21 protein-coding genes are annotated in these 22,198 nt (G+C 61.4%); 9 read left to right on the plus strand and 12 right to left on the minus strand.

Features of this window, described 5'->3' with window-relative positions:
* Nucleotides 1-21: 21 nt before the first annotated feature.
* The 8 genes from ACWR1S_RS09670 to nrdR form a co-directional block, all read right to left on the minus strand.
* The gene (locus ACWR1S_RS09670; RefSeq protein WP_217830218.1) at nucleotides 22-525 is read right to left on the minus strand and encodes a phosphatidylglycerophosphatase A family protein; all 504 of its coding nucleotides are present in this window, start codon (nucleotides 523-525) and stop codon (nucleotides 22-24) included.
* Nucleotides 522-1,487: a thiamine-phosphate kinase gene (gene thiL, locus ACWR1S_RS09675; protein WP_454563321.1), complete on the minus strand. Its 966-nt coding sequence runs from the start codon at nucleotides 1,485-1,487 to the stop codon at nucleotides 522-524. The genes ACWR1S_RS09670 and thiL overlap by 4 nt, the downstream gene beginning before the upstream one ends.
* 18 nt (nucleotides 1,488-1,505) lie before the next feature.
* Nucleotides 1,506-2,006, minus strand: a complete 501-nt coding sequence (nusB, locus tag ACWR1S_RS09680; RefSeq protein WP_034153728.1) for a transcription antitermination factor NusB — start codon at nucleotides 2,004-2,006, stop codon at nucleotides 1,506-1,508.
* Nucleotides 2,003-2,479 (minus strand): 6,7-dimethyl-8-ribityllumazine synthase, encoded by a 477-nt coding sequence (gene ribH / locus ACWR1S_RS09685; protein ID WP_003228649.1) that lies wholly within the window; start codon nucleotides 2,477-2,479, stop codon nucleotides 2,003-2,005. The genes nusB and ribH overlap by 4 nt, the downstream gene beginning before the upstream one ends.
* A gap of 91 nt (nucleotides 2,480-2,570) precedes the next feature.
* On the minus strand, nucleotides 2,571-3,662 hold the full coding sequence (gene ribBA / locus ACWR1S_RS09690; protein ID WP_322844959.1) for a bifunctional 3,4-dihydroxy-2-butanone-4-phosphate synthase/GTP cyclohydrolase II: 1,092 nt from the start codon (nucleotides 3,660-3,662) through the stop codon (nucleotides 2,571-2,573).
* Between the two features lie 16 nt (nucleotides 3,663-3,678).
* Entirely contained in the window at nucleotides 3,679-4,341 is a 663-nt protein-coding gene (locus ACWR1S_RS09695) for a riboflavin synthase (RefSeq protein WP_150694725.1), read from the minus strand.
* Between the two features lie 47 nt (nucleotides 4,342-4,388).
* Entirely contained in the window at nucleotides 4,389-5,522 is a 1,134-nt protein-coding gene (gene ribD, locus ACWR1S_RS09700; protein ID WP_454563322.1) for a bifunctional diaminohydroxyphosphoribosylaminopyrimidine deaminase/5-amino-6-(5-phosphoribosylamino)uracil reductase RibD, read from the minus strand.
* Nucleotides 5,519-5,983 (minus strand): transcriptional regulator NrdR, encoded by a 465-nt coding sequence (gene nrdR / locus ACWR1S_RS09705; protein ID WP_007910946.1) that lies wholly within the window; start codon nucleotides 5,981-5,983, stop codon nucleotides 5,519-5,521. The genes ribD and nrdR overlap by 4 nt, the downstream gene beginning before the upstream one ends.
* Nucleotides 5,984-6,111: 128 nt before the next feature.
* Between nrdR and ACWR1S_RS09710 the strand changes: the two genes are divergently transcribed.
* The 3 genes from ACWR1S_RS09710 (at nucleotide 6,112) to trxA (ending at nucleotide 8,260) form a co-directional block, all read left to right on the plus strand.
* The gene (locus ACWR1S_RS09710) at nucleotides 6,112-6,576 is read left to right on the plus strand and encodes a YbaY family lipoprotein (protein ID WP_053124259.1); all 465 of its coding nucleotides are present in this window, start codon (nucleotides 6,112-6,114) and stop codon (nucleotides 6,574-6,576) included.
* Nucleotides 6,573-7,226, plus strand: a complete 654-nt coding sequence (locus ACWR1S_RS09715) for a class I SAM-dependent methyltransferase (RefSeq protein ID WP_454563323.1) — start codon at nucleotides 6,573-6,575, stop codon at nucleotides 7,224-7,226. Before ACWR1S_RS09710 ends, ACWR1S_RS09715 begins: the two co-directional genes overlap by 4 nt.
* 161 nt (nucleotides 7,227-7,387) lie before the next feature.
* Entirely contained in the window at nucleotides 7,388-8,260 is an 873-nt protein-coding gene (gene trxA / locus ACWR1S_RS09720) for a thioredoxin (protein ID WP_454563324.1), read from the plus strand.
* Between the two features lie 88 nt (nucleotides 8,261-8,348).
* On the opposite strand, the gene ACWR1S_RS09725 is transcribed toward trxA, so the two are convergent.
* Nucleotides 8,349-8,708 (minus strand): hypothetical protein, encoded by a 360-nt coding sequence (locus ACWR1S_RS09725; RefSeq protein ID WP_454563325.1) that lies wholly within the window; start codon nucleotides 8,706-8,708, stop codon nucleotides 8,349-8,351.
* 135 nt (nucleotides 8,709-8,843) lie between these two features.
* On the opposite strand from ACWR1S_RS09725, the gene ACWR1S_RS09730 reads away from it, so the two are divergent.
* The 5 genes from ACWR1S_RS09730 (at nucleotide 8,844) to ACWR1S_RS09750 (ending at nucleotide 13,038) form a co-directional block, all read left to right on the plus strand.
* Complete coding sequence (locus tag ACWR1S_RS09730) at nucleotides 8,844-9,443, plus strand: DUF2796 domain-containing protein (protein WP_454563326.1); 600 nt, start codon at nucleotides 8,844-8,846, stop codon at nucleotides 9,441-9,443.
* A 139-nt stretch (nucleotides 9,444-9,582) separates the two neighbouring features.
* On the plus strand, nucleotides 9,583-10,293 hold the full coding sequence (locus ACWR1S_RS09735; protein WP_454563327.1) for an ABC transporter ATP-binding protein: 711 nt from the start codon (nucleotides 9,583-9,585) through the stop codon (nucleotides 10,291-10,293).
* A gap of 1 nt (nucleotide 10,294) precedes the next feature.
* Entirely contained in the window at nucleotides 10,295-11,560 is a 1,266-nt protein-coding gene (locus tag ACWR1S_RS09740; RefSeq protein ID WP_454563328.1) for an ABC transporter permease, read from the plus strand.
* 11 nt (nucleotides 11,561-11,571) lie between these two features.
* Nucleotides 11,572-12,090: a DUF3299 domain-containing protein gene (locus tag ACWR1S_RS09745; protein ID WP_034153908.1), complete on the plus strand. Its 519-nt coding sequence runs from the start codon at nucleotides 11,572-11,574 to the stop codon at nucleotides 12,088-12,090.
* A 249-nt stretch (nucleotides 12,091-12,339) separates the two neighbouring features.
* Nucleotides 12,340-13,038, plus strand: coding sequence for an OmpW/AlkL family protein (locus tag ACWR1S_RS09750; protein ID WP_123448294.1), 699 nt, complete (start codon nucleotides 12,340-12,342; stop codon nucleotides 13,036-13,038).
* A 379-nt stretch (nucleotides 13,039-13,417) separates the two neighbouring features.
* On the opposite strand, the gene ACWR1S_RS09755 is transcribed toward ACWR1S_RS09750, so the two are convergent.
* Both ACWR1S_RS09755 and ACWR1S_RS09760 read right to left on the minus strand, forming a co-directional pair.
* A complete protein-coding gene (locus ACWR1S_RS09755) occupies nucleotides 13,418-14,350 on the minus strand; it encodes an NAD-dependent epimerase/dehydratase family protein (RefSeq protein ID WP_454563329.1) in 933 nt (310 codons plus the stop codon).
* Nucleotides 14,343-15,227, minus strand: a complete 885-nt coding sequence (locus ACWR1S_RS09760) for a sugar nucleotide-binding protein (protein WP_034155952.1) — start codon at nucleotides 15,225-15,227, stop codon at nucleotides 14,343-14,345. The genes ACWR1S_RS09755 and ACWR1S_RS09760 overlap by 8 nt, the downstream gene beginning before the upstream one ends.
* Nucleotides 15,228-15,446: 219 nt before the next feature.
* On the opposite strand from ACWR1S_RS09760, the gene ACWR1S_RS09765 reads away from it, so the two are divergent.
* Nucleotides 15,447-19,733, plus strand: a complete 4,287-nt coding sequence (locus tag ACWR1S_RS09765) for a DEAD/DEAH box helicase (protein WP_454563330.1) — start codon at nucleotides 15,447-15,449, stop codon at nucleotides 19,731-19,733.
* A 117-nt stretch (nucleotides 19,734-19,850) separates the two neighbouring features.
* Here the strand turns inward: ACWR1S_RS09765 and ACWR1S_RS09770 are convergent, their stop codons facing one another.
* Nucleotides 19,851-21,944, minus strand: coding sequence for a mechanosensitive ion channel family protein (locus ACWR1S_RS09770; protein ID WP_454563331.1), 2,094 nt, complete (start codon nucleotides 21,942-21,944; stop codon nucleotides 19,851-19,853).
* Between the last annotated feature and the right edge of the window lie 254 nt (nucleotides 21,945-22,198).

The raw sequence follows: 22,198 nt of genomic DNA on the forward strand, positions 1-22,198 counted from the left end.
TGCCCCTGATATCCCTTGGAATCAGGTGAAAATCCACACCAGACCCTGCATGGCCAGCCAGGCAAACACACCGGCCAGCACGTCGTCGAGCATGATGCCGACGCCGCCATGCACGTGCCGGTCGATCCAGCGAATCGGCCACGGCTTGAGAATGTCGAAGAAACGGAATACCAGAAACCCCGCGAGCAACCAGTACCAGCCTTCCGGCACCAGCCACAGGGTGATCCACATCCCGACCATTTCGTCCCAGACGATGCCTTCGTGGTCGTGTACCCGCAGATCGTCAGCCACTTTGCCGCACAGCCAGAAGCCGAACAGCATGGTAATCCCGAGCATCAGCCAGTAACCCCAGTCGGGCAGCATCTGCCACAACGGGATAAAGGGTAGCGCAACCAGCGAGCCCCACGTGCCCGGCGCCTTGGGCAAGGTGCCGGAACCAAAGCCGAACGCGAGGAAATGCCAGGGATTGCGCCAGACCGACGGCGGAACGAATTCGGCCGGAACCTGTTTCGGGTGATCTGTCACGGTGTCTCCTGAAAATGTTGATAGCCCCGGATTTGCGGGGTGATGTCGTGCCCTTCGCGGTCCAGCAAGACTACGCCCTGCCCCATTGCGACGCGACCGATCACATGGATCGGCCAGCCATTGGCCAGCAGCGGCGGCAACTCGACGGACGGTAGAGTGAACGCCAGCACGTAATCATCGCCACCGCTCAGCGCCGCACGCTCGGCGCCGCGCTGACCGAGAAACGCTACTAATGCATCCGACAGCGGCACGCGCTCGCGTTCAATCTCAAGTCGCACCTTCGACGCCAGCGCGATATGGCCGCAGTCGGCGAGCAGGCCGTCGGAGATATCCAGCGCCGCTGTGGCTTTGCCACGCAGGGCCTGGCCAAGCGCAAGTTGTGGTTGTGGCGACCAGTAATGATCGAGCAGCGGTTGAGCGATATCAGCCTCGGCGTCACGCTGACCAAGCACCAGCGGCAGCGCGCCGGCCGCATTACCCAACTCACCGCCGACACAGAGCAAGTCGCCCGGTTTCGCGCCGCTGCGGGTCAATGCCTGACCCGCCGGCACTCGACCAAACACGGTGACTGTCAGACTCAACGGCCCGCGCGTGGTATCGCCGCCGACCAGCGCAACGCCGCAGCTCTGCGCCATGCGGTTCAAACCGCGGGCATAGGCTTGCAGCCAATCGGCGGTCACCGTCGGTACAGTCAGGGCAAGGGTAAAGGCAACGGGCGAGGCGCCCATAGCGGCCAGATCGCTGACCGCAACGGCCAGCGAGCGCTGACCGAGCAGAAACGGATCGCAGGGGTCGGCGAAATGCACACCGGCCACCAGCGTATCGGTAGAGATCGCCAGCTGTTCCCCGGGGGGCACAGCGAGCAAGGCGCAGTCATCGCCGATCCCCAGCGCAACGCCTTCGCCGCCCTGCGCACAAGGCGCGGCGGCGAAGAAATTGCGGATCAGCTCAAACTCGCCCATTGAAGTATCAAGCGCGTTTCAGCGCTTGAACGCCTTCACTTCAGCTTCACGCAGGCGCGGGGCCAGCTTGTCGAGCACGCCGTTGACGAACTTGTGACCGTCGGTGGAACCGTAGACTTTCGCCAGTTCGATCCCTTCGTTGATCACAACGCGATACGGCACGTCGACACGCTTGAGCAGTTCCCAGGTCGACAGGCGCAGTACGCACAGTTCAACCGGGTCCAACTCTTCGATGGTCAGGTCCAGGCACGGCGCCAGCGCGGTGTCGATCTCGGTCAGACTGGCCGGAACACCGTGCAGGATGTCGTGGAAGTAGCTGGCATCGGCGAAGGTGAAATCGTTGTCGACGCGAAACTGCGCTTCGATTTCGTTCAGCGAAGTACTGGCCATGTGGCGCTGGTACAACGCTTGAGTCGCCAACTGACGGGCAGCGCGGCGCTTTTCACTTTTCGAAGGCTTGCCGGCGTCGGTTGGACGCGGTTCGCGCGGGTTGAAACGATCGCTTTCGTCGCTAATCACTTGGCCTCCAACTGTGCCAGCAGGCTGACCATTTCCAGAGCGGACAGGGCAGCTTCGGCACCTTTGTTACCGGCCTTGGTGCCGGAACGTTCGATGGCTTGCTCGATGGAATCAACGGTCAGGACGCCGAAGGCAACCGGCACGCCGAACTCCATGGACACTTGGGCCAGGCCCTTGGTGCACTCGCCTGCGACGTATTCGAAGTGCGGAGTACCGCCACGAATGACTGCGCCGAGGGCGATAATCGCTGCGAATTCACCTTTCTGGGCGACTTTCTGCGCAACCAGCGGGATTTCGAAGGCGCCAGGTGCGCGGATGATGGTGATGTCGCTTTCGCTCACGCCGTGGCGAACCAGGGCATCAACTGCACCGCTGACCAGGCTTTCAACCACGAAGCTGTTGAAGCGGCCCACTACCAAAGCGTAGCGGCCTTTAGGGGCGATGAAGGTACCTTCGATGGTCTTCAGGGTCATTCGTCAGTTCTCTTAAAGAGCCGGGACGCGTCTGCTACGCGTCCCTCAGTGATTTATTTGCCGCGAATCGGAGTCCGGAAACAACCGGTCATTATTCGGAGGGCACGTATTCTACAACTTCCAGATCGAAACCGGATATCGCATTAAATTTCATTGGTGCGGACATCAGGCGCATTTTGCGCACACCGAGGTCACGCAGGATCTGCGAACCGGCACCGACGATGCTGTAAGTCGTCGGTTTTTTCGGCGCGGCCTGATCACCGGTTTCGCGGATATGCGCCAGCAACACGTCGCCATCGAGCGGGTGACCGAGCAACAGCACTACGCCGCTGCCCGCCTCGGCAACCGCAGCCATCGCGGCGCGCAGACTCCAGCGGCCCGGTTGCTTGACCATCAGCAGGTCGCGCAGCGGGTCCATGTTGTGCACACGAACCAGCGTCGGTTCTTCAGCGCAAACAGTGCCCAGGGTCAGCGCCATGTGCACGTCGCCTTCCACGGAATCACGATAGGTCACCAGGTTGAATTGGCCCAGTTCGCTGTCCAGTGGCTGCTCGGCAATCCGCTGAACGGTACGTTCGTGGATCATCCGGTAGTGAATCAGGTCGGCGATGGTGCCGATCTTGATGTTGTGTTCGGCGGCGAACGCTTCCAGTTCGGCGCGACGGGACATGGTGCCGTCGTCGTTCATCACTTCGCAGATCACCCCGCTCGGCTCGAAACCGGCCATGCGCGCGAGGTCGCAAGCGGCTTCGGTATGACCGGCGCGAGCGAGGGTGCCGCCGGCCTGGGCCATCAGCGGGAAGATGTGGCCCGGGCTGACGATGTCTTCAGCCTTGGCGTCCTTGGCAGCGGCCGCCTGGACAGTGCGCGCGCGGTCAGCGGCGGAAATGCCCGTGGTCACGCCTTCGGCCGCTTCGATCGAGACGGTGAACTTGGTGCCGAAGCCGGAACCGTTGCGCGGCGCCATCAGCGGTAGCTTCAACAGTTCGCAGCGCTCGCGGCTCATCGGCATGCAGATCAGGCCACGGGCGTGCTTGGCCATGAAGTTGATGTGTTCGGCCTTGCAGCATTCGGCGGCCATGATCAGGTCGCCTTCGTTCTCGCGGTCTTCGTCATCCATGAGGATGACCATCTTGCCTTGGCGGATGTCTTCAACCAGTTCTTCGATGCTATTGAGCGCCACAAGGCACCCCCTTCAGTCAGGATTTGAGGTAGCCATTGGCGGCTAGAAAGCTTTCAGTAATACCGCCAGCACTTGGCTCTGCAGCCTTGTCACCGAGGAGCAGACGCTCCAGATAACGCGCCAGCAAATCGACTTCCAGGTTCACCCGGCGACCTGGCTTGTAGGACGCCATGATGGTTTCGCTCAGGGTGTGCGGAATGATCGTCAGCATGAACTCGGCGCCATCGACTTCGTTCACGGTCAGGCTGGTGCCGTCGACGGTGATCGAACCTTTATGGGCGATATACTTGGCCAGCTCTTTCGGCGCGCGGATGCGAAATTCGACGGCGCGGGCATTGTCGCTGCGCGAGACGATTTCGCCGACACCGTCGACATGGCCGCTGACCAGATGCCCACCGAGACGGGTGGTCGGGGTCAGGGCTTTTTCCAGGTTGACCGGGCTGCCGCTTTTCAGGTCGTTCATGGCGGTGCAGTCGAGGGTTTCGCGGCTGACGTCGGCCGCGAAGCCGTCGCCCGGCAGTTCAACGGCGGTCAGGCAGACGCCGTTGACCGCGATGCTGTCGCCGAGTTTGACGTCGCTCAGGTCGAGCTTGCCGGTGGCGACGTGGACCCGCACATCACCGCCCTTTGGGGTCAGTGCACGGATACTGCCGATGGATTCGATGATGCCGGTAAACATGGGGTTCTCCTTGAGAACTAAGCCAGCGTAATAACGATGGCCGGGAATTATACGCTCGGCGAAAGGACAGGGATGGCAGTGACTCGCCAGTCATCGCCCACCGCGCGAATTTCAGTGATTTTCAGCTCCGGCGCATCCTTCATATAAGCCAGCGGCCAGTCCAGCAATGGACGCGCCGTGGAGCCGAGGAACTTGCCGGCAATGAAGATCACGAACTCATCGACCAGACCGAGCTGAGCAAACGCGCCGGCCAGACGTGGGCCCGCTTCGACGAGCACGTCGTTGGTGCCACGGTTGGCCAATTCAATCAGCAACTGATGCAGATCGACCTGACCGTCATCACCCGGCACGATCAGGCACTCGGGACCGTGAGCGTATTGCTCTTCGATTGCGACACAGGTGGCGACCAACGCCGGGCCGGCCTTGAAGAACGGCGCATCGAGCGGCACCCGCAGGCGTCCGTCAATCAACACGCGCAGCGGCGGTCGGCTCATGGCCAGCGCGGTTTGCTCGCTGTCCAGACCGAGTTCGTCAGCGCGAACAGTCAAGCGCGCACCGTCGGCCAGCACGGTATCGGCACCGGTCAGGACCACGGCGGCCTGAGCGCGCAAACGCTGGACGGCCGAACGTGCGGCCGGGCCGGTAATCCATTGGCTCTCACCGCTTTCCATCGCCGTGCGCCCGTCGAGGCTCATGGCCAACTTGACCCGCACGAACGGCAAGCCGTGCTCCATGCGTTTCAGAAAACCTTGGTTGAGCTGGCGCGCCTCGGCTTCCAGCACACCACTTTCAGTGGCGATGCCGGCATCGGCCAGGCGCTGTAAACCACGTCCCGCCACTTGCGGATTGGGATCACGCATCGCCGCCACGACACGACTGACGCCGGCGTTCACCAGCGCATCGGCGCACGGCGGCGTACGGCCATGGTGGCTGCACGGCTCAAGGGTCACGTAAGCGGTGGCGCCTCGGGCCAGTTCACCGGCGGCGCGCAGGGCGTGGACTTCGGCGTGCGGTTCGCCGGCGCGCTCATGCCAGCCTTCGCCGACAATCTGCCCATCGCGCACCACCACACAGCCGACCCGAGGATTGGGATGGGTGGTGTAGTGGCCTTTGCGCGCCAGTTCCAGCGCACGGGCCATAAAGTGGGCGTCGAGGATGGCCTGCTCGGCGACGGCGGTCATTCTTTCACCGGCTCGCGGGCGAGGCGGTCGATCTCTTCGCGGAATTCGTTGAGGTCCTGGAAGCGCTTGTATACCGAGGCGAAGCGGATGTAGGCGACTTCATCAAGCTTCTGCAATTCAGCCATCACCAGTTCGCCGACCACGAGGGATTTGACCTCGCGCTCGCCGGTGGCGCGCAGCTTGTGCTTGATGTGAACCAGAGAGGATTCGAGGCGCTCGACGCTCACCGGACGTTTCTCCAGTGCGCGTTGCATGCCGGCGCGGAGTTTTTCTTCGTCGAACGGTTGGCGGCTGCCGTCGGTTTTGATCAGGCGCGGCAACACCAGTTCGGCCGTCTCGAACGTCGTGAAACGCTCGCCGCAGGCCAGGCATTCACGCCGGCGGCGCACCTGCTCGCCCTCGGCGACCAGACGCGAGTCGATGACCTTGGTGTCGTTGGCACCGCAGAAGGGACAGTGCATGGTGGCTGGCAACAAAAAAAGGGAGGGCCATGGTAGCGCATCCCGGTGGCAAGACAAGCCATAGGCTTTGCGGTATACAGAACGGCATGATCGTTTGATCCATGGATTTCATTTTGCCGGAGCATCCAATGCCGTTACGTCCGCTCGTTTTGCTCAGTCTTTTCAGCCTGCTGGTGGCCTGTGGCAGCGATGCACCCAAGCCCCAGCCGCCAACGCCGGGCCCGGCGCCGCAGCAAGCGCAGAAAAAAGCCAAAGAGGCTGCCGAACTTGGCCCGCTGCCGGCCTATCAACGTGAACTGAGCGGTACCCTGCAAGGCGTGCCGGCTGGCGCCGAAGTCGAACTGGCGTTGCTGGTGATCGATGAGAAGGATCGCCCGCAACAATTGCTCGCCAGTTCCAGCCTGATCGGTAACAACCAGATTCTGCCGTTCCGCCTGCGCTTCAACCCGGACGCCTTCCCCGCCGGTGCGCGGGTTGAGTTGCGTGGCCGCGCCAGCCAGTCCGGCCAGTTGATCCTGCACCTGCCGTCGCAAACCATCAGCCAGCCGACCACTCAGGCGCTGGGCCAATTGCAATTTGTCAAAGCACCATGAATGCACCGCTCGATCTGCAACAGGCGTTAGGTGAATTGCTCGGCGACGCCAGACTCAAGGTCTGTGCGTTGCCGGACACTGATTTACAGCTATGGCTGATTGATGGCGACAACATGGATCGCCAATTCAGCCAGGAAGAAATTCAGCGAATTCTGCACGAGCCACCGTATTGGGGTTTCTGCTGGGCCAGCGGTCTGGCGGTGGCGCGTTATCTGGCGGAATTTCCCGAGTGGGTGCGCGGCAAGCGCGTGCTGGATTTTGGCGCCGGTTCCGGGATTGCCGGAATTGCGGCGGTGAAAGCTGGAGCGCTGGAGGTGGTGGCGTGCGATCTTGATCCGCTGGCGATTGCCGCGTGTAAGGCGAACGCCGAGCTCAATGATGTGCAAATGAATTACTCAACAGATTTCTTTGCCGAGCCGGACCGGTTCGATCTGATCCTGGTGGCGGACGTGTTGTATGACCGGGCGAATCTGCCGTTGCTCGATGCTTTTTTGAGCCGTGGAAGAGAAGCGCTGGTGGCGGATTCGCGGGTTCGGGATTTTCGCCATCCATTGTATGAGCGCATCGAGATGCTTGAGGCGATGACCTTGCCGGATCTGGCGGAGCCTGAGGAATTTCGGCATGTCAGCCTTTACCATGCGCGGCGCTGATTAAAAGCTTCGCGAGCAGGCTCGCTCCCACAGGGGAATGCATTCCAGGGTGGGAGCGAGCCTGCTCGCGAAGGCGTCCTGCCAGACAACACATCTCTGCCTTCCGGCCACCCCCCGCCAAGCCGTATAGTTGCCCCATCCATGCTTTGACGAGATCCCCCATGAGTGAGCAAACGCCGTACATCTTCGACGCCACGACGGCCGATTTCGACCAGTCGGTGATCGAGGCCTCTTTCAACAAACCGGTGCTGGTGGATTTCTGGGCCGAATGGTGTGCGCCGTGCAAGGCGTTGATGCCGATGCTGCAAGGCATTGCCGAAAGCTATCAGGGTGAATTGCTGCTGGCCAAGGTCAACTGCGACATCGAGCAGGACATCGTCGCCCGTTTCGGTATTCGCAGCCTGCCGACCGTGGTGCTGTTCAAGGACGGTCAACCGGTCGACGGCTTTGCCGGTGCGCAACCGGAATCCGCCGTGCGCGCCCTGCTTGAGCCGCACGTGCAGATGCCGCCACCGGCCGCGGCCGATCCGTTCGAACAGGCACAGGCGTTGTTCGATGACGGGCGTTACGCCGATGCCGAAGCGGCGCTGGTGGTGATGCTCACTGAGGACAACACAAACGCCAAGGCGCTGATCCTCTACGCGCGTTGCCTGACTGAGCGCGGCGAACTGAATGAAGCGCAAACCGTGCTGGATGCGGTCAAAAGCGATGAGCACAAGGCTGCGCTGGCCGGCGCCAAGGCGCAGATCAAGTTCCTCGGCCTGGCGCGTGACCTGCCGGATGCCGCCGATCTGAAAGCGCGTCTGGCGAAAGATCCGCAGGACGATGAGGCGGTGTATCAACTGGCGATTCAGCAGCTCGCTCGCCAGCAGTATGAAGCGGCGCTGGATGCACTACTGAAGCTGTTCATCCGCAACCGCAGCTACAGCGAAGGCCTGCCGCACAAAACCTTGCTGCAGGTGTTCGAGCTGCTGGGCAATGATCATCCACTGGTGACGGTGTACCGCCGCAAAATGTTTGCGGCGCTTTATTAAGATCAAAAGATCGCAGCCTTCGGCAGCTCCTACAGGGGTGTACTCCATTCCAATGTAGGAGCTGCCGCAGGCTGCGATCTTTTGCGGTTCATTCGATCCAGCTGTAGAGCGGCGTATCCCCGCCGCTCACCACTTTCACGTCCGAGCTATGGCGCAAACGCACCAGCAAGCGTTTGCCTGCCAGCGCGCTGCCGGTCAGCCCTTCCAGTTGATCAAGCAGGTCCGGCCCGCTGAGCTGCCCGGCCTTGCGCAACAGATCCTTGGCCACCTGCCAAAACGCATCGTCCTGATTCAGCGGTTTCACTGCCGGGGCTACCGCTGCTGCTTCAGGTTGAGCAAGCGGCGCCTGCCCATTCAACGCCGAACCGAGCTTCGCCCAGTCGTTGTCATCCAGTTCTACCGTCAAGTCCACCGGCACGTCGCCGACGGTTCCGCGTATCCGCAACATTGAGTTCGCTCCCGCATATTTCTGACCTGCATGCTCCCACGGGACTTGTGCAACGCCAAGCGCACGGGCAAACTCTGCGCACTTTCGTTATAAGATTACATAACAAACTCTTCACTTTACTTCCCGGAGACCGCCATGCGTCGTCTGCTGCTCGCTTTGCCGTTTGCCCTGTTGCCGCTGGCCATCGCCCACGCGGCCGATGAGCATGACCACGATCACGATCATGAACACGGCAGCCTCGGCGCGCATGAACATGGCGTGGGCCGTCTGAACGTCGCGCTCGATGGCCAGACGCTGGAGCTTGAGCTGGAAAGCCCGGCGATGAACCTCGTCGGTTTCGAGCACGTCGCCACTTCGGATGCCGACAAGGCCAAGGTCGCCGCTGCCCGTGCGCAACTGGAAAAACCGCTGACTCTGTTCAGCCTGCCCGCCGCTGCCGGGTGCAAAGTGGTCAGTCAGGAACTGGAAAGCCCGCTGTTCGGCGACAAACCGGATGCCGACGACCATGACGACGATGAAGCGGACAAGGACGGTCACGAGCATCACCACGACCACAGCGAAATCCACGCGCATTACCAATTCAACTGCGCCACACCGGGTGCGCTGAAGACGCTGGATCTGGCTAACGTCTTCAATACCTTCCCGGCGACGCAGAAAATTCAGGTACAACTGATCAGCGCCAGCGGCCAGCAGGGCACCGAAGTGACGGCCAAGGCTGCTGCCCTGAAATTCTGACAACACCGAAAATCCCCTGTAGGAGCTGTCGAGTGAAACGAGGCTGCGATCTTTTGATTGTAAAAAACCAAGATCAAAAGATCGCAGCCTTCGGCAGCTCCTACAGGGGGTTATGCGTTCACCTCATGAAACTGGTGCCATGACCCAAGCACTCATCGAACTGTCCGACCTGGGCTTCAACTGGCCCGGTCACCCGCTATTGCTGGACATCCCGGCGTTTCGTCTGGAAGCCGGCGAAACCCTGTTCCTCAAAGGCCCCAGCGGCAGCGGCAAGACCACCCTGCTCGGTCTGCTCGGCGGCGTGCAGAAGCCCGGTCGCGGCAGCATTCGCCTGCTCGGCCAGGAGCTGACCGAACTCTCCGCCGGTGCTCGCGACACCTTCCGCGTCGATCACACTGGCTACATTTTCCAGCAGTTCAACTTGCTGCCATTCCTCTCGGTACGCGAGAACGTTGAGCTGCCATGTCACTTTTCCAAACTGCGCGCCCAGCGAGCGAAACAACGTCACGGCAGCGTTGATCAAGCCGCTGCCACTTTGCTCGCGCACTTGGGGTTGAAAGATGAAAGCATCCTCAGTCGCCGCGCCGATTCGTTGTCCATCGGTCAACAGCAAAGGGTCGCTGCCGCGCGCGCCTTGATCGGCCAACCCGAGTTGGTAATCGCCGACGAGCCGACTTCGGCCCTCGACTACGACGCCCGGGAAAACTTCATTCGCTTGCTGTTCGCCGAATGCCGCGAGGCCGGATCCAGTCTGCTGTTCGTCAGTCACGACCAGAGTCTGGCGCCGCTGTTCGACCGTCACCTGTCCCTGGCCGAGCTCAATCGCGCCGCCACGTCTGCCGAGGTCTGAGATGTATCTGTTTCGTCTGGCCATGGCCAGCCTGGCCAACCGCCGCTTCACCGCTTTGCTCACGGCATTCGCCATCGCCCTGTCGGTGTGCCTGCTGCTCGCCGTTGAACGAGTGCGCACCGAGGCCAAAGCCAGTTTCGCCAGCACCATCAGTGGCACCGACCTGATTGTCGGCGCGCGCTCCGGCCCAGTGAACCTGCTGCTGTACTCGGTGTTCCGTATCGGCAACGCCACCAACAACATTCGCTGGGACAGCTTCGAACACTTCGCCAACAACCCGAAAGTGAAGTGGGCAATCCCGATGTCCCTCGGCGACTCCCACCGCGGCTACCGCGTGATGGGCACCACAGAAGCGTATTTCGAGCATTACCAGTACGGTCGCCAGCAACATCTGCAACTGGCCGACGGTCGCGCGTTTGCGACGGATCCGTTTGAAGTGGTGCTCGGTGCCGAAGTGGCCGATGCGCTGCATTACAAACTCGGCGACCAACTGGTGCTGGCCCATGGCGTGGCGGCGATCAGTCTGGTCAAGCACGATGACAAACCGTTCACCGTGGTCGGCATTCTCAAGCGCACCGGCACTCCGGTCGATCGCACGTTGCACATCAGCCTCGGCGGCATGGAAGCGATTCATATCGACTGGCACAACGGCGTGCCGGCGCGCGGCAACGGCCGGATCACGGCGGATCAGGCGCGCAACATGGACCTGACTCCGCAAGCGATCACCGCGTTCATGCTTGGCCTCAACAGCAAGATCTCCACCTTCGCGCTGCAACGCGAAATCAACGAATTCCGTGGCGAACCGATGCTGGCGATTCTGCCTGGCGTGGCGTTGCAGGAGTTGTGGAGCCTGATGAGCACCGCCGAAAAAGCCTTGTTCGTGGTCTCGTTGTTTGTGGTGCTGACCGGGTTGATCGGCATGCTCACGGCGATTCTCACCAGCCTCAACGAACGGCGCCGCGAGATGGCAATTCTGCGCTCGGTCGGTGCGCGGCCGTGGCACATTGCAAGCCTGCTGGTGCTGGAAGCTTTTGCTTTGGCGCTGACCGGGGTGATCGCCGGCGTTGCGTTGCTGTACATCGGTATCGCTGCTGCGCAGGGTTATGTGCAGGCCAATTACGGTTTGTTCCTGCCGCTGGCATGGCCGAGCGAGTATGAATGGACGCTGCTCGGTGGCATTCTGGCGGCCGCGCTGCTGATGGGCAGCGTGCCGGCCTGGCGCGCTTATCGCCAATCCCTGGCCGATGGCCTGTCGATCCGTTTATGAGGATGTTCACCATGCCCCGCGCTGCACTCGCGCTGCTATTGCTGATCGCCCTGCCCGTGTGGGCCGCGGCGCCGAAAGACCTGACGTGGTCGGAGATGATCCCGCCGGACGCCGCGCCGGAAGTGCCGAACATGACCCCGCTGCACGACATGTCGAAGATGAGCGACGCGCTATCGGCGGAGTCCGCGCCAGCGGCGAAGCAGGACCTGCCGAACGCCCCGGTGGTGCAGTCGCTCGATGGGCAGAACATTCGTTTGCCGGGCTACATCGTGCCGCTGGAAGTCAATGAAGAGGGACGCACCACGGACTTTTTGCTAGTGCCGTATTTCGGCGCGTGCATCCATGTGCCGCCACCGCCGTCGAATCAGATCGTGCATGTGAAAAGCGAGTTGGGCGTGAAGCTTGATGAGCTGTATCAGCCGTATTGGGTCGAAGGGCCGTTGCAGGTCAAGGCGTCGAGCAGTGAGCTGGCGGATGCCGGGTATCAGATGGATGCGGACAAGATTTATGTGTATGAGCTGCCGGAGTAATTCGCAGTAATTTTGTGCTGTTTGCAATGACCCCTTCGCGAGCAAGCTCGCTCCCACAGGTTTCGGTGGTGACCATAAATTCTGTGGTCGACAAAATCAGTGTGGGAGCGAGCTTGCTCGCGAAGGGGCCGGCTAAGGTTCCGCAAAAGTCTGCCCCTTCACTGTTTCATTGAGCTGAGTCAAAAGACCGTATCAGTTGGCTTCGTACCATAGGACATCAGAAACTTTTAACGTCCTTTTGGAGCCCCCATGAACAAGTCCTTGCTCAGCGCTTCGCTGTTTGCCCTCGCGCTCGCAGCCCCGCTCGCCCACGCCCACGAAGCCGGTGACATTCTCATCCGTGCCGGTGCGATCACCGTCAACCCGAAGGCCGACAGCTCCAGCGTCAAGGTCGATCAGGGTCCGTTGAGCGGCGCCAATCTGGGCGGCAAGGCGACCATGAGCAGCGACACGCAGTTGGGCCTGAACTTCGCCTACATGCTCACCGACCACGTCGGCCTCGAACTGCTCGCAGCCACACCGTTCGAGCACGACGTCAAGCTCAAGGGCACTGCCCTGCCAGCGGCCAACGGCAAGCTCGGCACCCTGAAACACTTGCCGCCGACCCTCAGCGTCGTCTACTACCCACTGGATTCGAAGTCGCCGTTCCAGCCGTATGTCGGTGGCGGCATCAACTACACCTGGATCTATGACGAACACGTCGGCAGCGAAGCCAGCGCCAACGGTTTCAGCAACTTCAAGGCGAAAAACTCCTGGGGTCTGGCCTGGCAGGTCGGTGCTGACTACATGCTGACCGACAACATCATGCTCAACGCCCAAGTGCGTTACATCGACATCGACACCCGCGCCACCGTCGAGAACAACGCCGTTGCCCCGGGCACTCGCGCACGGGTGAATGTGGATGTGGATCCGTTCATCTACATGGTCGGTTTGGGCTATAAGTTCTAAGTCGAGTGACCGAACGTTCACGTGGTGGTGAATGAGGCTTGGTGGCGAGCAGGCATAGAACTGACGGCGACCGTACGCAGTTGATCGGGGGATAACATCCCCTCGCCACAAGGATAGCGACATATTCCGGCCGTGAAAAAGGCGCCTGTCAAAGGGCGCCTTTTTCATGTCTGCTGGAAACCTGTGGCGTGAGTTGGATTTCCCCCTCACTCCAGCCCTCTCCCTCAGGGAGAGGGGGAAAGGGAGCCGATTTGTGTGCTTTTCAAATTCGAGTTCGACTCGATATTTCAGGTCGATGTATCTCGCACAAACACCTCGGTCAGTCCCCTCTCCCCCCGGGAGAGGGTTAGGCGGGCGGCGTTCCGATGAGGGGCTCTTTTCAGGCACGCCCCAACAACCGCGCCAAACCCACGCTCATCAGCGTCTGCTGCGGAAGCTTGAAGCGCTCCAGCAAGCGAGCATTGTTCGCCCGCGAATGACGGATGTCGCCAGAGCGCGCCGGGCCGTAGCTGACGGGCGGCAGTTCGCCGACCACCGCTTGCAGGGCCTCAAGCATCTGTTTGAGGCTCATCGACTGATTCCAGCCGACGTTCACCGCACCGACTTCCACTTCAGGCTTTTCGATTGCCTGCACCAGCAGATCGACCAGATCTTCGACATAGAGGAAATCACGCGTCTGCTCACCATCACCGAACACCGTAATCGGCAGACCTTTCTGCGCGCGTTCGCTGAAGATGCTGATCACCCCGGAGTACGGCGAGGAAGGATCCTGACGCGGGCCGAAGATGTTGAAGAAGCGGAAAATCACCGGTTCCAGGCCATGCTGGCGGCGATAGAAATCGAAATAGTGTTCGCCCGCCAGCTTGTCCGAAGCGTAAGGCGTCAGCGGCGCTTTGGGCGTGTCTTCATCAATCGACTCGCCCTCGCCATTGTTGCCGTATACCGCTGCGCTGGAGGCATACAACACACGCTTGACCCCGGCCAGACGCATGGCTTCGCAGACATTCAGCGTGCCGATGAAATTGCTCTGGTGAGTCTTCACCGGGTCATCCACCGACGCCTGCACCGACGCCACGGCCGCCAGGTGCGCGACAGCGCTGCAGCCTTGCATGGTCTTGGCCACCAGCGCCGCATCGGCGACATCGCCGACAATCAGCTCGACCTGCGGATTGTCCAGCGGCAGGTTGCTGCGCTTGCCGGTCGAAAAGTCGTCGAGGATGCGCACCGAATGTCCTGCAGCGAGCAACGCATCGGTCAGGTGCGAACCAATGAAACCGGCTCCGCCAGTGATTAATACAGTCCCTTTAGCCATGACGGTAGAACCTATCCAGTAAGCCCGGGAGTGCAGCGCGCCAGGCGCGCGGTTTGATCCCGAAAGTGTGCAGAATTTTCTTGCAGGCCAGCACCGCGTGTTGCGGCTCTTCGGCAGCGTCCGGTCGTGCGGCGTGAGCCTGAGCGGTCGGCGCTTCAATGGCCAGGGCGTGCAGGCTGCGCGCTTCGGTCAGAATCGCCTGGCCCAGCGCCAGCGGTGTGGTCGCTTCGTGGCCGGCGTAGTGGTAAGTGCCCCACAGTGGCGCGGCGCAATCAAGTTGTTTGAGCACCGAAATGATCACTCGCGCGGCATCGTCGACTGGCGTCGGATTGCCACGGCGGTCGTCGGCCAAGAGCAATTCGTCCGGTTGTTCGGCACGAGCAAGAAAGCGTCCGAGGGTGCCATCGGGGCTGTCATCGAGCAACCAGCCAAATCGTAGCAAAACGTGTTGCGGGCACGTGGCGCGAACGCTTTGTTCGATACGCCACAACGCTTGACCGCGCAGGCCCAACGGCACCGGCTCGTCTTTTTCACTGTACGCCGTGGCACGTGAACCATCGAACACCCGATAACTGGAGGGCTGGACGAGGACGATGTTGTGATGCTGGCACAGTTCGGCGAGACGCTCGATCGCGCGTTCCTGCCCAGCCATGCGGCTTTCGCTGACGGTTTCGGCCTGGAACCAGTCGAAATAGTAGGCGAGATTGATCAACGCATCGGGACGGGTGTCGTCGAGCAATTGGGTCAGGCTCGCGGCATCCCAGCCGTTTTCGGGCGGGCGGGGGGCGAGGAAACCGATGTCTTCCTCTGCACCGAGGCGAATCAGCGCCTGCCCAAGGGCATTTCCGCCGCCCAGTAACATAAGGCGCATTCGCATAGAGTCAGCAGGCCCAGTCTGATTGGAACGATGGCTTTAGCGACGGATCTCGTGGAACCGTCGTCGATAATTGCCGGAATCGTTGCATTTTGCGGGTTTAGTGCGCAACCGTCATCCGTAAAGTGCAGATCGCCGGGATTTGTGTCGTCCCGACCGGCCAGACGCTGAAGATCCCAGCGGTACTTGCATCTTCCCCCCTGCGCCCGCATAACTTAAGCCATGAATCTGCCCATCCCCACGGACGCGGCCCTGGCAGGCTTTCACCCCGCCGTCAGCGCCTGGTTCAGCAAAACCTTCCCGACGGTCACCGCCGCCCAGGCCCGCGCATGGCCGTTGATCCGCCAGCGCCGTTCGACGCTGATCGCTGCGCCCACCGGCTCGGGCAAAACCCTCACCGCGTTTCTCGCCGTGCTCGACGACCTCGTCCACCGTGGCCTGGAACACCCCGACGGCCTGGCCGACGAAACCCTGGTAGTCTATGTCTCGCCGCTCAAAGCGCTGTCCAACGACATCCGCATCAACCTGCAAAATCCACTGGTCGGGATTACCGAACAACTGCGGCAGTTGAGTCTGCCCGAGCTGCAAATCACCACCGCCGTGCGCACCGGTGACACCCCGCAGAAAGAACGCGCGGCCATGCGCAAATCGGCGCCGCACATTCTGGTGACCACACCGGAATCACTGTACGTACTGCTCGGTTCCGAATCCGGACGCAAAATGCTCGGCACCACGCGCACGGTGATCATCGATGAAATCCACGCGATGGCCGCCGGCAAACGCGGCAGTCACCTGGCCCTGAGCCTTGAGCGCCTGCAAGCGTTATGTAGCGAACCGCTGACCCGCATCGGTCTGTCCGCCACGCAGAAACCGGTCGAAGCCGTGGCGCAATTTCTCGTTGGCCATGATCGTCCCTGCGAAATCATCGACATCGGCCACGCTCGCCCAAGGGATCTTGGCATCGAGGTGCCGCCCGTGCCGTTGTCGGCCGTCATGGCCAATGATGTCTGGGAACTGGTCTACGACCGCCTAGCGGAACTGGCCCGCGAGCACCGCACCACGCTGATTTTCGTCAACACCCGGCGCCTGGCCGAGCGTCTTAGCCGGCACCTCAGCGAACGCCTCGGCAAACAAGCCGTTGCCGCACATCACGGCAGTCTGGCCAAGGAATTTCGCCTCGACGCCGAACAACGCCTCAAGCGCGGCGAACTGCAGGTATTGATCGCTACCGCATCGCTGGAACTGGGCATTGATATTGGCGAAGTCGACCTGGTCTGCCAGATTGCTTCGCCGCGCTCCATCGCCGGCTTCTTGCAACGCGTTGGCCGTTCCGGGCACCAAGTGGGCGGCACGCCCAAGGGTCGGTTGTTCGCCACCACTCGCGACGACCTGATCGAATGCGCCGCCCTGCTCGACTGCGTGCGCCGGGGTGAACTCGATACGCTGCACATCCCGGTCGCGCCACTGGATGTTTTGGCCCAACAGATCATCGCCGAAGTCAGTTGCCAGGAATGGCCGGAGGACGCCTTGCTGGCGATGTTCCGCCGCGCCTCGCCCTACCGCGACCTCGACGAAAAACACTATCAAGCCCTGCTGAGCATGCTCGCTGAAGGCTACAACGGTCGCCAGGGCATCCGCAGCGCCTACCTGCACCGCGACGCCGTTAGCCGCACTTTGCGTGGCCGGCGTGGTGCGCAACTGACGGCCGTGACCAGCGGTGGCACCATCCCGGACAACGCCGACTACAGCGTGATGCTCGAGCCGCAAGGCCTGAACATCGGCAGCGTCAACGAAGACTTCGCGGTGGAAAGCATTGCCGGCGATGTGTTTCAGCTCGGCAATACGTCTTACCGGATCCTGCGCGTGGAAACCGGCAAGGTGCGCGTCGAGGATGCCCACGGCCAGCCGCCGACCATTCCGTTCTGGCTCGGCGAAGCGCCGGGGCGCAGCGATGAACTGTCATCGGCTGTTGCACGTCTGCAAGCACAGCTCGACGAGCTACTCGGCGCCAGCCCCGGCGATCTGCAACCGGCGCTCGACTGGCTGACGCAGACCCTGGGCCTCAACCGCGCCAGCGCCGAGCAACTGGTCGAGTATCTGGCCCGTGCCCGGCAGACCCTTGGCGCCCTGCCCTCGCAGGACACGCTGCTGATGGAACGGTTTTTCGACGAGTCCGGCGGCACGCAACTGATCATCCATTCGCCGTTCGGCAGCCGCATCAACCGCGCCTGGGGTTTGGCCCTGCGCAAGCGTTTCTGCCGCACCTTCAATTTCGAATTGCAGGCTGCCGCCAGCGAAGACGCCATCGTGCTGTCACTGTCCACCAGCCACAGTTTTGAACTCGATGACATCTGGCGCTACCTGCACAGCAATAGTGCCGAGCACATTTTGATTCAAGCGGTGCTCGATGCGCCGCTGTTCGGCGTGCGCTGGCGCTGGAACGCCGGAGTCGCGTTGGCGCTGCCGCGCTTTACCGGGGGGCGCAAAGTCGCGCCGCAGTTGCAGCGGATGAAAAGCGAAGACCTGATTGCCAGCGTGTTTCCCGATCAGATTGCCTGCCTGGAAAACCTCGCTGGTGAACGCGAGATTCCCGAACATCCGCTGATCGAACAGACCCTCGACGATTGCCTGCACGAGGCGATGGACAGTGAAGGCTGGCTCAATCTGCTGCGGCGCATGGAGCGTGGCGAGGTGCGTCTGATCAGCCGCGACCTGCCGGCGCCCTCACCGCTCGCGGCAGAAATTCTCAGTGCGCGGCCGTACACCTTTCTCGACGATGCGCCGCTGGAGGAACGTCGTACCCAGGCAGTGATCAACCGGCGCTGGAGCGATCCACAATCGACCGATGACCTTGGTGCATTGGATGCCGACGCGATTACCGCCGTGCGTGAAGAAGCGTGGCCGACGCCGAATGCTGTGGATGAACTGCATGAGGCGCTGATGAGCCTGGCGTGCATCAGCGAGGCTGAAGTGCAAGCGAACGCAGGTTGGCGGGATTGGCTGGATACTCTGGCCAGCGGCGGTCGCGCCTGCCGATTGCAAATAAATCCGGAGCATTGCGTGTGGCTGGCCCGCGAACGCCTGACCTGCCTGCAAGCGCTTTATCCACAGGCCCAACTTCAACCCGAATTGGAGGCGTTACCGGGATTCGCTGAAACCTGGACATTCGATGAGGCGCTGATCGAAGTGCTCCGCGCCCGTCTCGGTGCCTTCGGTCCGTTACCAATATCCGCAATTGCCGAACCTCTTGCGCTGCCAACCATTCAAGTAGCTCAAGCCCTCGCTCAACTGGAACGCGAAGGTTATGTGCTGCGCGGCCAATTCACCCCGGGATTGGGGGTAGAAGAATGGTGCGAACGGCACCTGCTCGCGCGTATTCATCGCTACACGGTCAAGCGCCTGCGCCGGGAAATCGAACCAGTGGCGTTGCAGGATTTCATGCGGTTTCTGTTCGATTGGCAGCATCTGTCGCCCTCGACACGCGGACAGGGCAGCGCGGTGTTGCCAGCGATTGTCGGGCAGTTCGAAGGTTACGCGGCGGCAGCTTCGGCGTGGGACAGCGACCTTCTTCCGGCCCGTCTCAAGGACTATTCGCCGAGCTGGCTGGATGAGTTGTGCCGCAACGGCAAACTGGTGTGGACGCGCCTCAGTGCCCGGCAAAAAGTCAGCGGCACGGCGTTGCGCAGCACGCCGATTGTGTTGCTGCCGCGCAGTCAGGTCGGATTGTGGAGTGCGTTGGCCGAACAGACACCTGTGAGCGAGCTGTCACCGAAAACTCAAAAGGTTTTTGCAGCGCTGAGCCAGCACGGCGCGTTGTTTTTCGATGAACTGACTCATGAAGCGCACCTGCTGCGCACCGAGCTGGAAATCGCTTTGCAGGAACTGGTCGGCGCCGGTCTGGTGAACGCCGACAGCTTCGCCGGCCTGCGCGCGCTGATCACCCCGCCGAGCAAGCGCCAGCAGCGCAGCAGTCGTCGCGGGCGCGGCGCGTTTGTCGGTGGCATGGATGACGCCGGGCGCTGGGCGTTGTTGCGGCGTGGCGCGGCTGTGGATAACAGCGAGACGCTGGAACATGTCGCCATGACGTTATTGCGGCGTTACGGCGTGGTGTTCTGGCGCTTGCTGGAGCGCGAGGCGGACTGGTTGCCGAGTTGGCGGGAATTGCTGCGCACGTTTCATCGGCTGGAGGCGCGTGGCGAGATTCGCGGCGGGCGGTTTGTCAGTGGTTTGGCGGGGGAACAGTTTGCGCTGCCCGAGGCGATTCCATTGTTGCGCGAGGTACGTCGGCGGCCGCATGACGGCAGTCTGGTGGCGGTGTGTGGGGTGGATCCGCTGAACCTGGCCGGGACGTTGTTGCCGGGGGTAAAAGTGCCGGCGCTGGTGAGTAATCGGTTGGTGTATCGGGACGGTTTGCCGGCGGCGGCGGAGATTGCCGGCAAGCAACAGTTCTGGCTGGAGCTGGATCAGATCGATATGGAGCATGTGCGCGGCAAATTGATCCGGCATTGAGGTTGGCCGATCTGGCGTCATCGCGAGCAGGCTCACTCCTACAGGGGAACGCATTCCAAAATGTGGGAGTGAGCCTGCTCGCGATGGCGTCGGTAATCCCACCTCAAACCCCGGCGGTTAAGTCCGCGATTCCTGCGGCACCTCACTCGTCACTACCTCACCCTCCTGCTGCCGCTTCGGCAACAAAACCTGCTGTGGATAAGTCTGCGCGAAATGCACCACCGGGCTGTTATCCACAAGCTTCTTCAAACGCTGATTGAACGCCCGGCTCACCGCATACTGCCCACCCGAGACCGTACGGAACTGCGCCGTCAGCACCACGCCATTCAAATCCATCTTGTCCACGCCAAACACATCCAGCGGCCCTTGCAGGTTGTACTTGAGGAACGGGTCTTCGCGGATCGAATCACCGGTCTCGCGGATCAGCTCAATCGCCTTGTCGACATCCGTGTCATAGGTGAACTGCACCGAGAAAAACGCAAAGGCAAACTGCCGCGATTGGTTGGTCACGGCTTTGATCTGGCCGAACGGTACCGAGTGCACAAAACCCTTGCCGTCGCGCAGACGCAGGGTGCGAATGGTCAGCCCTTCGACGGTGCCGGCATGCCCCGAATCCAGCACCACCCAGTCACCAATCGACAGGGTATCTTCGATGATGATGAACAGCCCGGTGATCACGTCCTGCACCAATTGCTGCGAACCGAAACCGATCGCCAGACCGACCACCCCGGCACCGGCCAGCAGCGGCGCAACATTGATTCCCAGATTGGCCATGGTGGTGATTGCGCAGATCACCACGAGGATGATTTTGATCGCGTTGCGCAGCAACGGCAGGATGGTTTTCACCCGCGTGCTCGGCTGGCGAGCCGCGCGCTTGCTGAGCGGCGGCTTCAGCGCTTCCTGAATCGCCGTGTCGAGTACCACCCACAGCAACCACGTGACCAGGAAGATCAGGCCAATGCTGCTCAGCGCGTTACTGATGGCTCGTCCAACCGTGCTGCTCTGAGCGAAATCGAGCAGCGATACACCCCAGATCCGCCCGAGGATATCGATGAACGCGATGGCGATGACAATCCGCAGCAAAGCGTGCAACAGGCTGAGAAAACGCTCCTTGTAGGCACTGCTGCGCTGGATTGCCTCAGCCTTTCGTGACTTGAACAGATGCTGCAGGATCGTGCTGAGGAACACCGTGCCGATCAGCAACACTGTGGTGAACAGTGCACAGCGCAGGGCCTTCTGATTGTCCTCGCCGATGCCGATCAGATTGACCGCCGAAACCAGCACCATCAACACGATTGGCCAGTACCACAGCCCGGAAAAGATCCGCAGCGACTCCTGCAACGAGGGTTGTTTCAGCCGCTGACTCAGTGAACGATTGCGGATCAGATGCGCCACAGGGCGGCGCAGGCGAATCACCAGCAAACCAAAAATGATCGAGGCGATCAGCCCGGTGAACACCGCGATGCTGCTGGTGATGTTGCCGCCCAGTTGCCGGGCAATCTGCGGACTGGTCAGCGCATCGCTGAGGGCGGCGAGAAAGCCGATCAGGAACAGCGGGCGCGGGCAGTAATTGCGGATGATCTGCGCCGCCGGACGTTTATGGCCGACGTTGAACATCACCACCACGCACAACAACATCGAGGTGGAAAAGATGCCGCTGCTGGTGGCGTAGGCCAGACACAGGGCCAGCGCGCGCCCTACCGAGGCTTGCAGGAAATGGCTGACGTAGAGGGTCAGCGGCAGGCAGATCAGCGCCGGAATGGTGTAGGGCAGCAAATATCCGATCAGATCCTGACTGCGCTGGCGGGTGCGCAACCAGCGACCTTCGCGCAGGCGTTTGGCCAACAGGCTGCCGAGTACCGTCAACAAAGCAAAACTGCCGAGCCAGGTGCCGGACAACGAAAGGAAATCCCCGGCGACGCTCCAGCCTGAGCGATTCGACGGTTGATTGACCAGTTTGTCGACCTCATCAGCGGCGCGGTCGGCACGCAGGCGCCAGGCATCGACCAGGTGTTCGTTGAGGTCGAGCTTGTCCTGGACGTCGTCGATGCTCGAACTGATTGCACCGAGCAGACCGCCCTGCACAATCGGTTCGGGCTTGGCCGCTTCTTCGGTGACGGCCGGGACGCCCGGTAGCGCGGCGGCGTCGATTTCACTGGCACCGAGAAACAGCAATGCTCCCAGCAGAATGGCGATCCTGAACTTGACCAAAACTCCGATCTCCCTTGGCTGAACCTGTAAGGAACTGATCGGTAATTGCACAGCAAGTTCAAGAGCACCCTCACCCCAGCCCTCTCCCAGAGGGAGAGGGAGCCGACCGAGTTGCCTGCGAAAAGTACATCGACCTGAAAGTCCTGAGTCGAACTCAAATCCTGAAAACCCTGAAGATCAGCTCCCCTCCCCCTAGCCGTCTCCCAGAGGGAGAGGGAGCCGACCGAGTTGCCTGCGAAAAGTACATCGACCTG

The sequence above is a fragment of the Pseudomonas sp. AIG genome, from assembly GCF_977020205.1.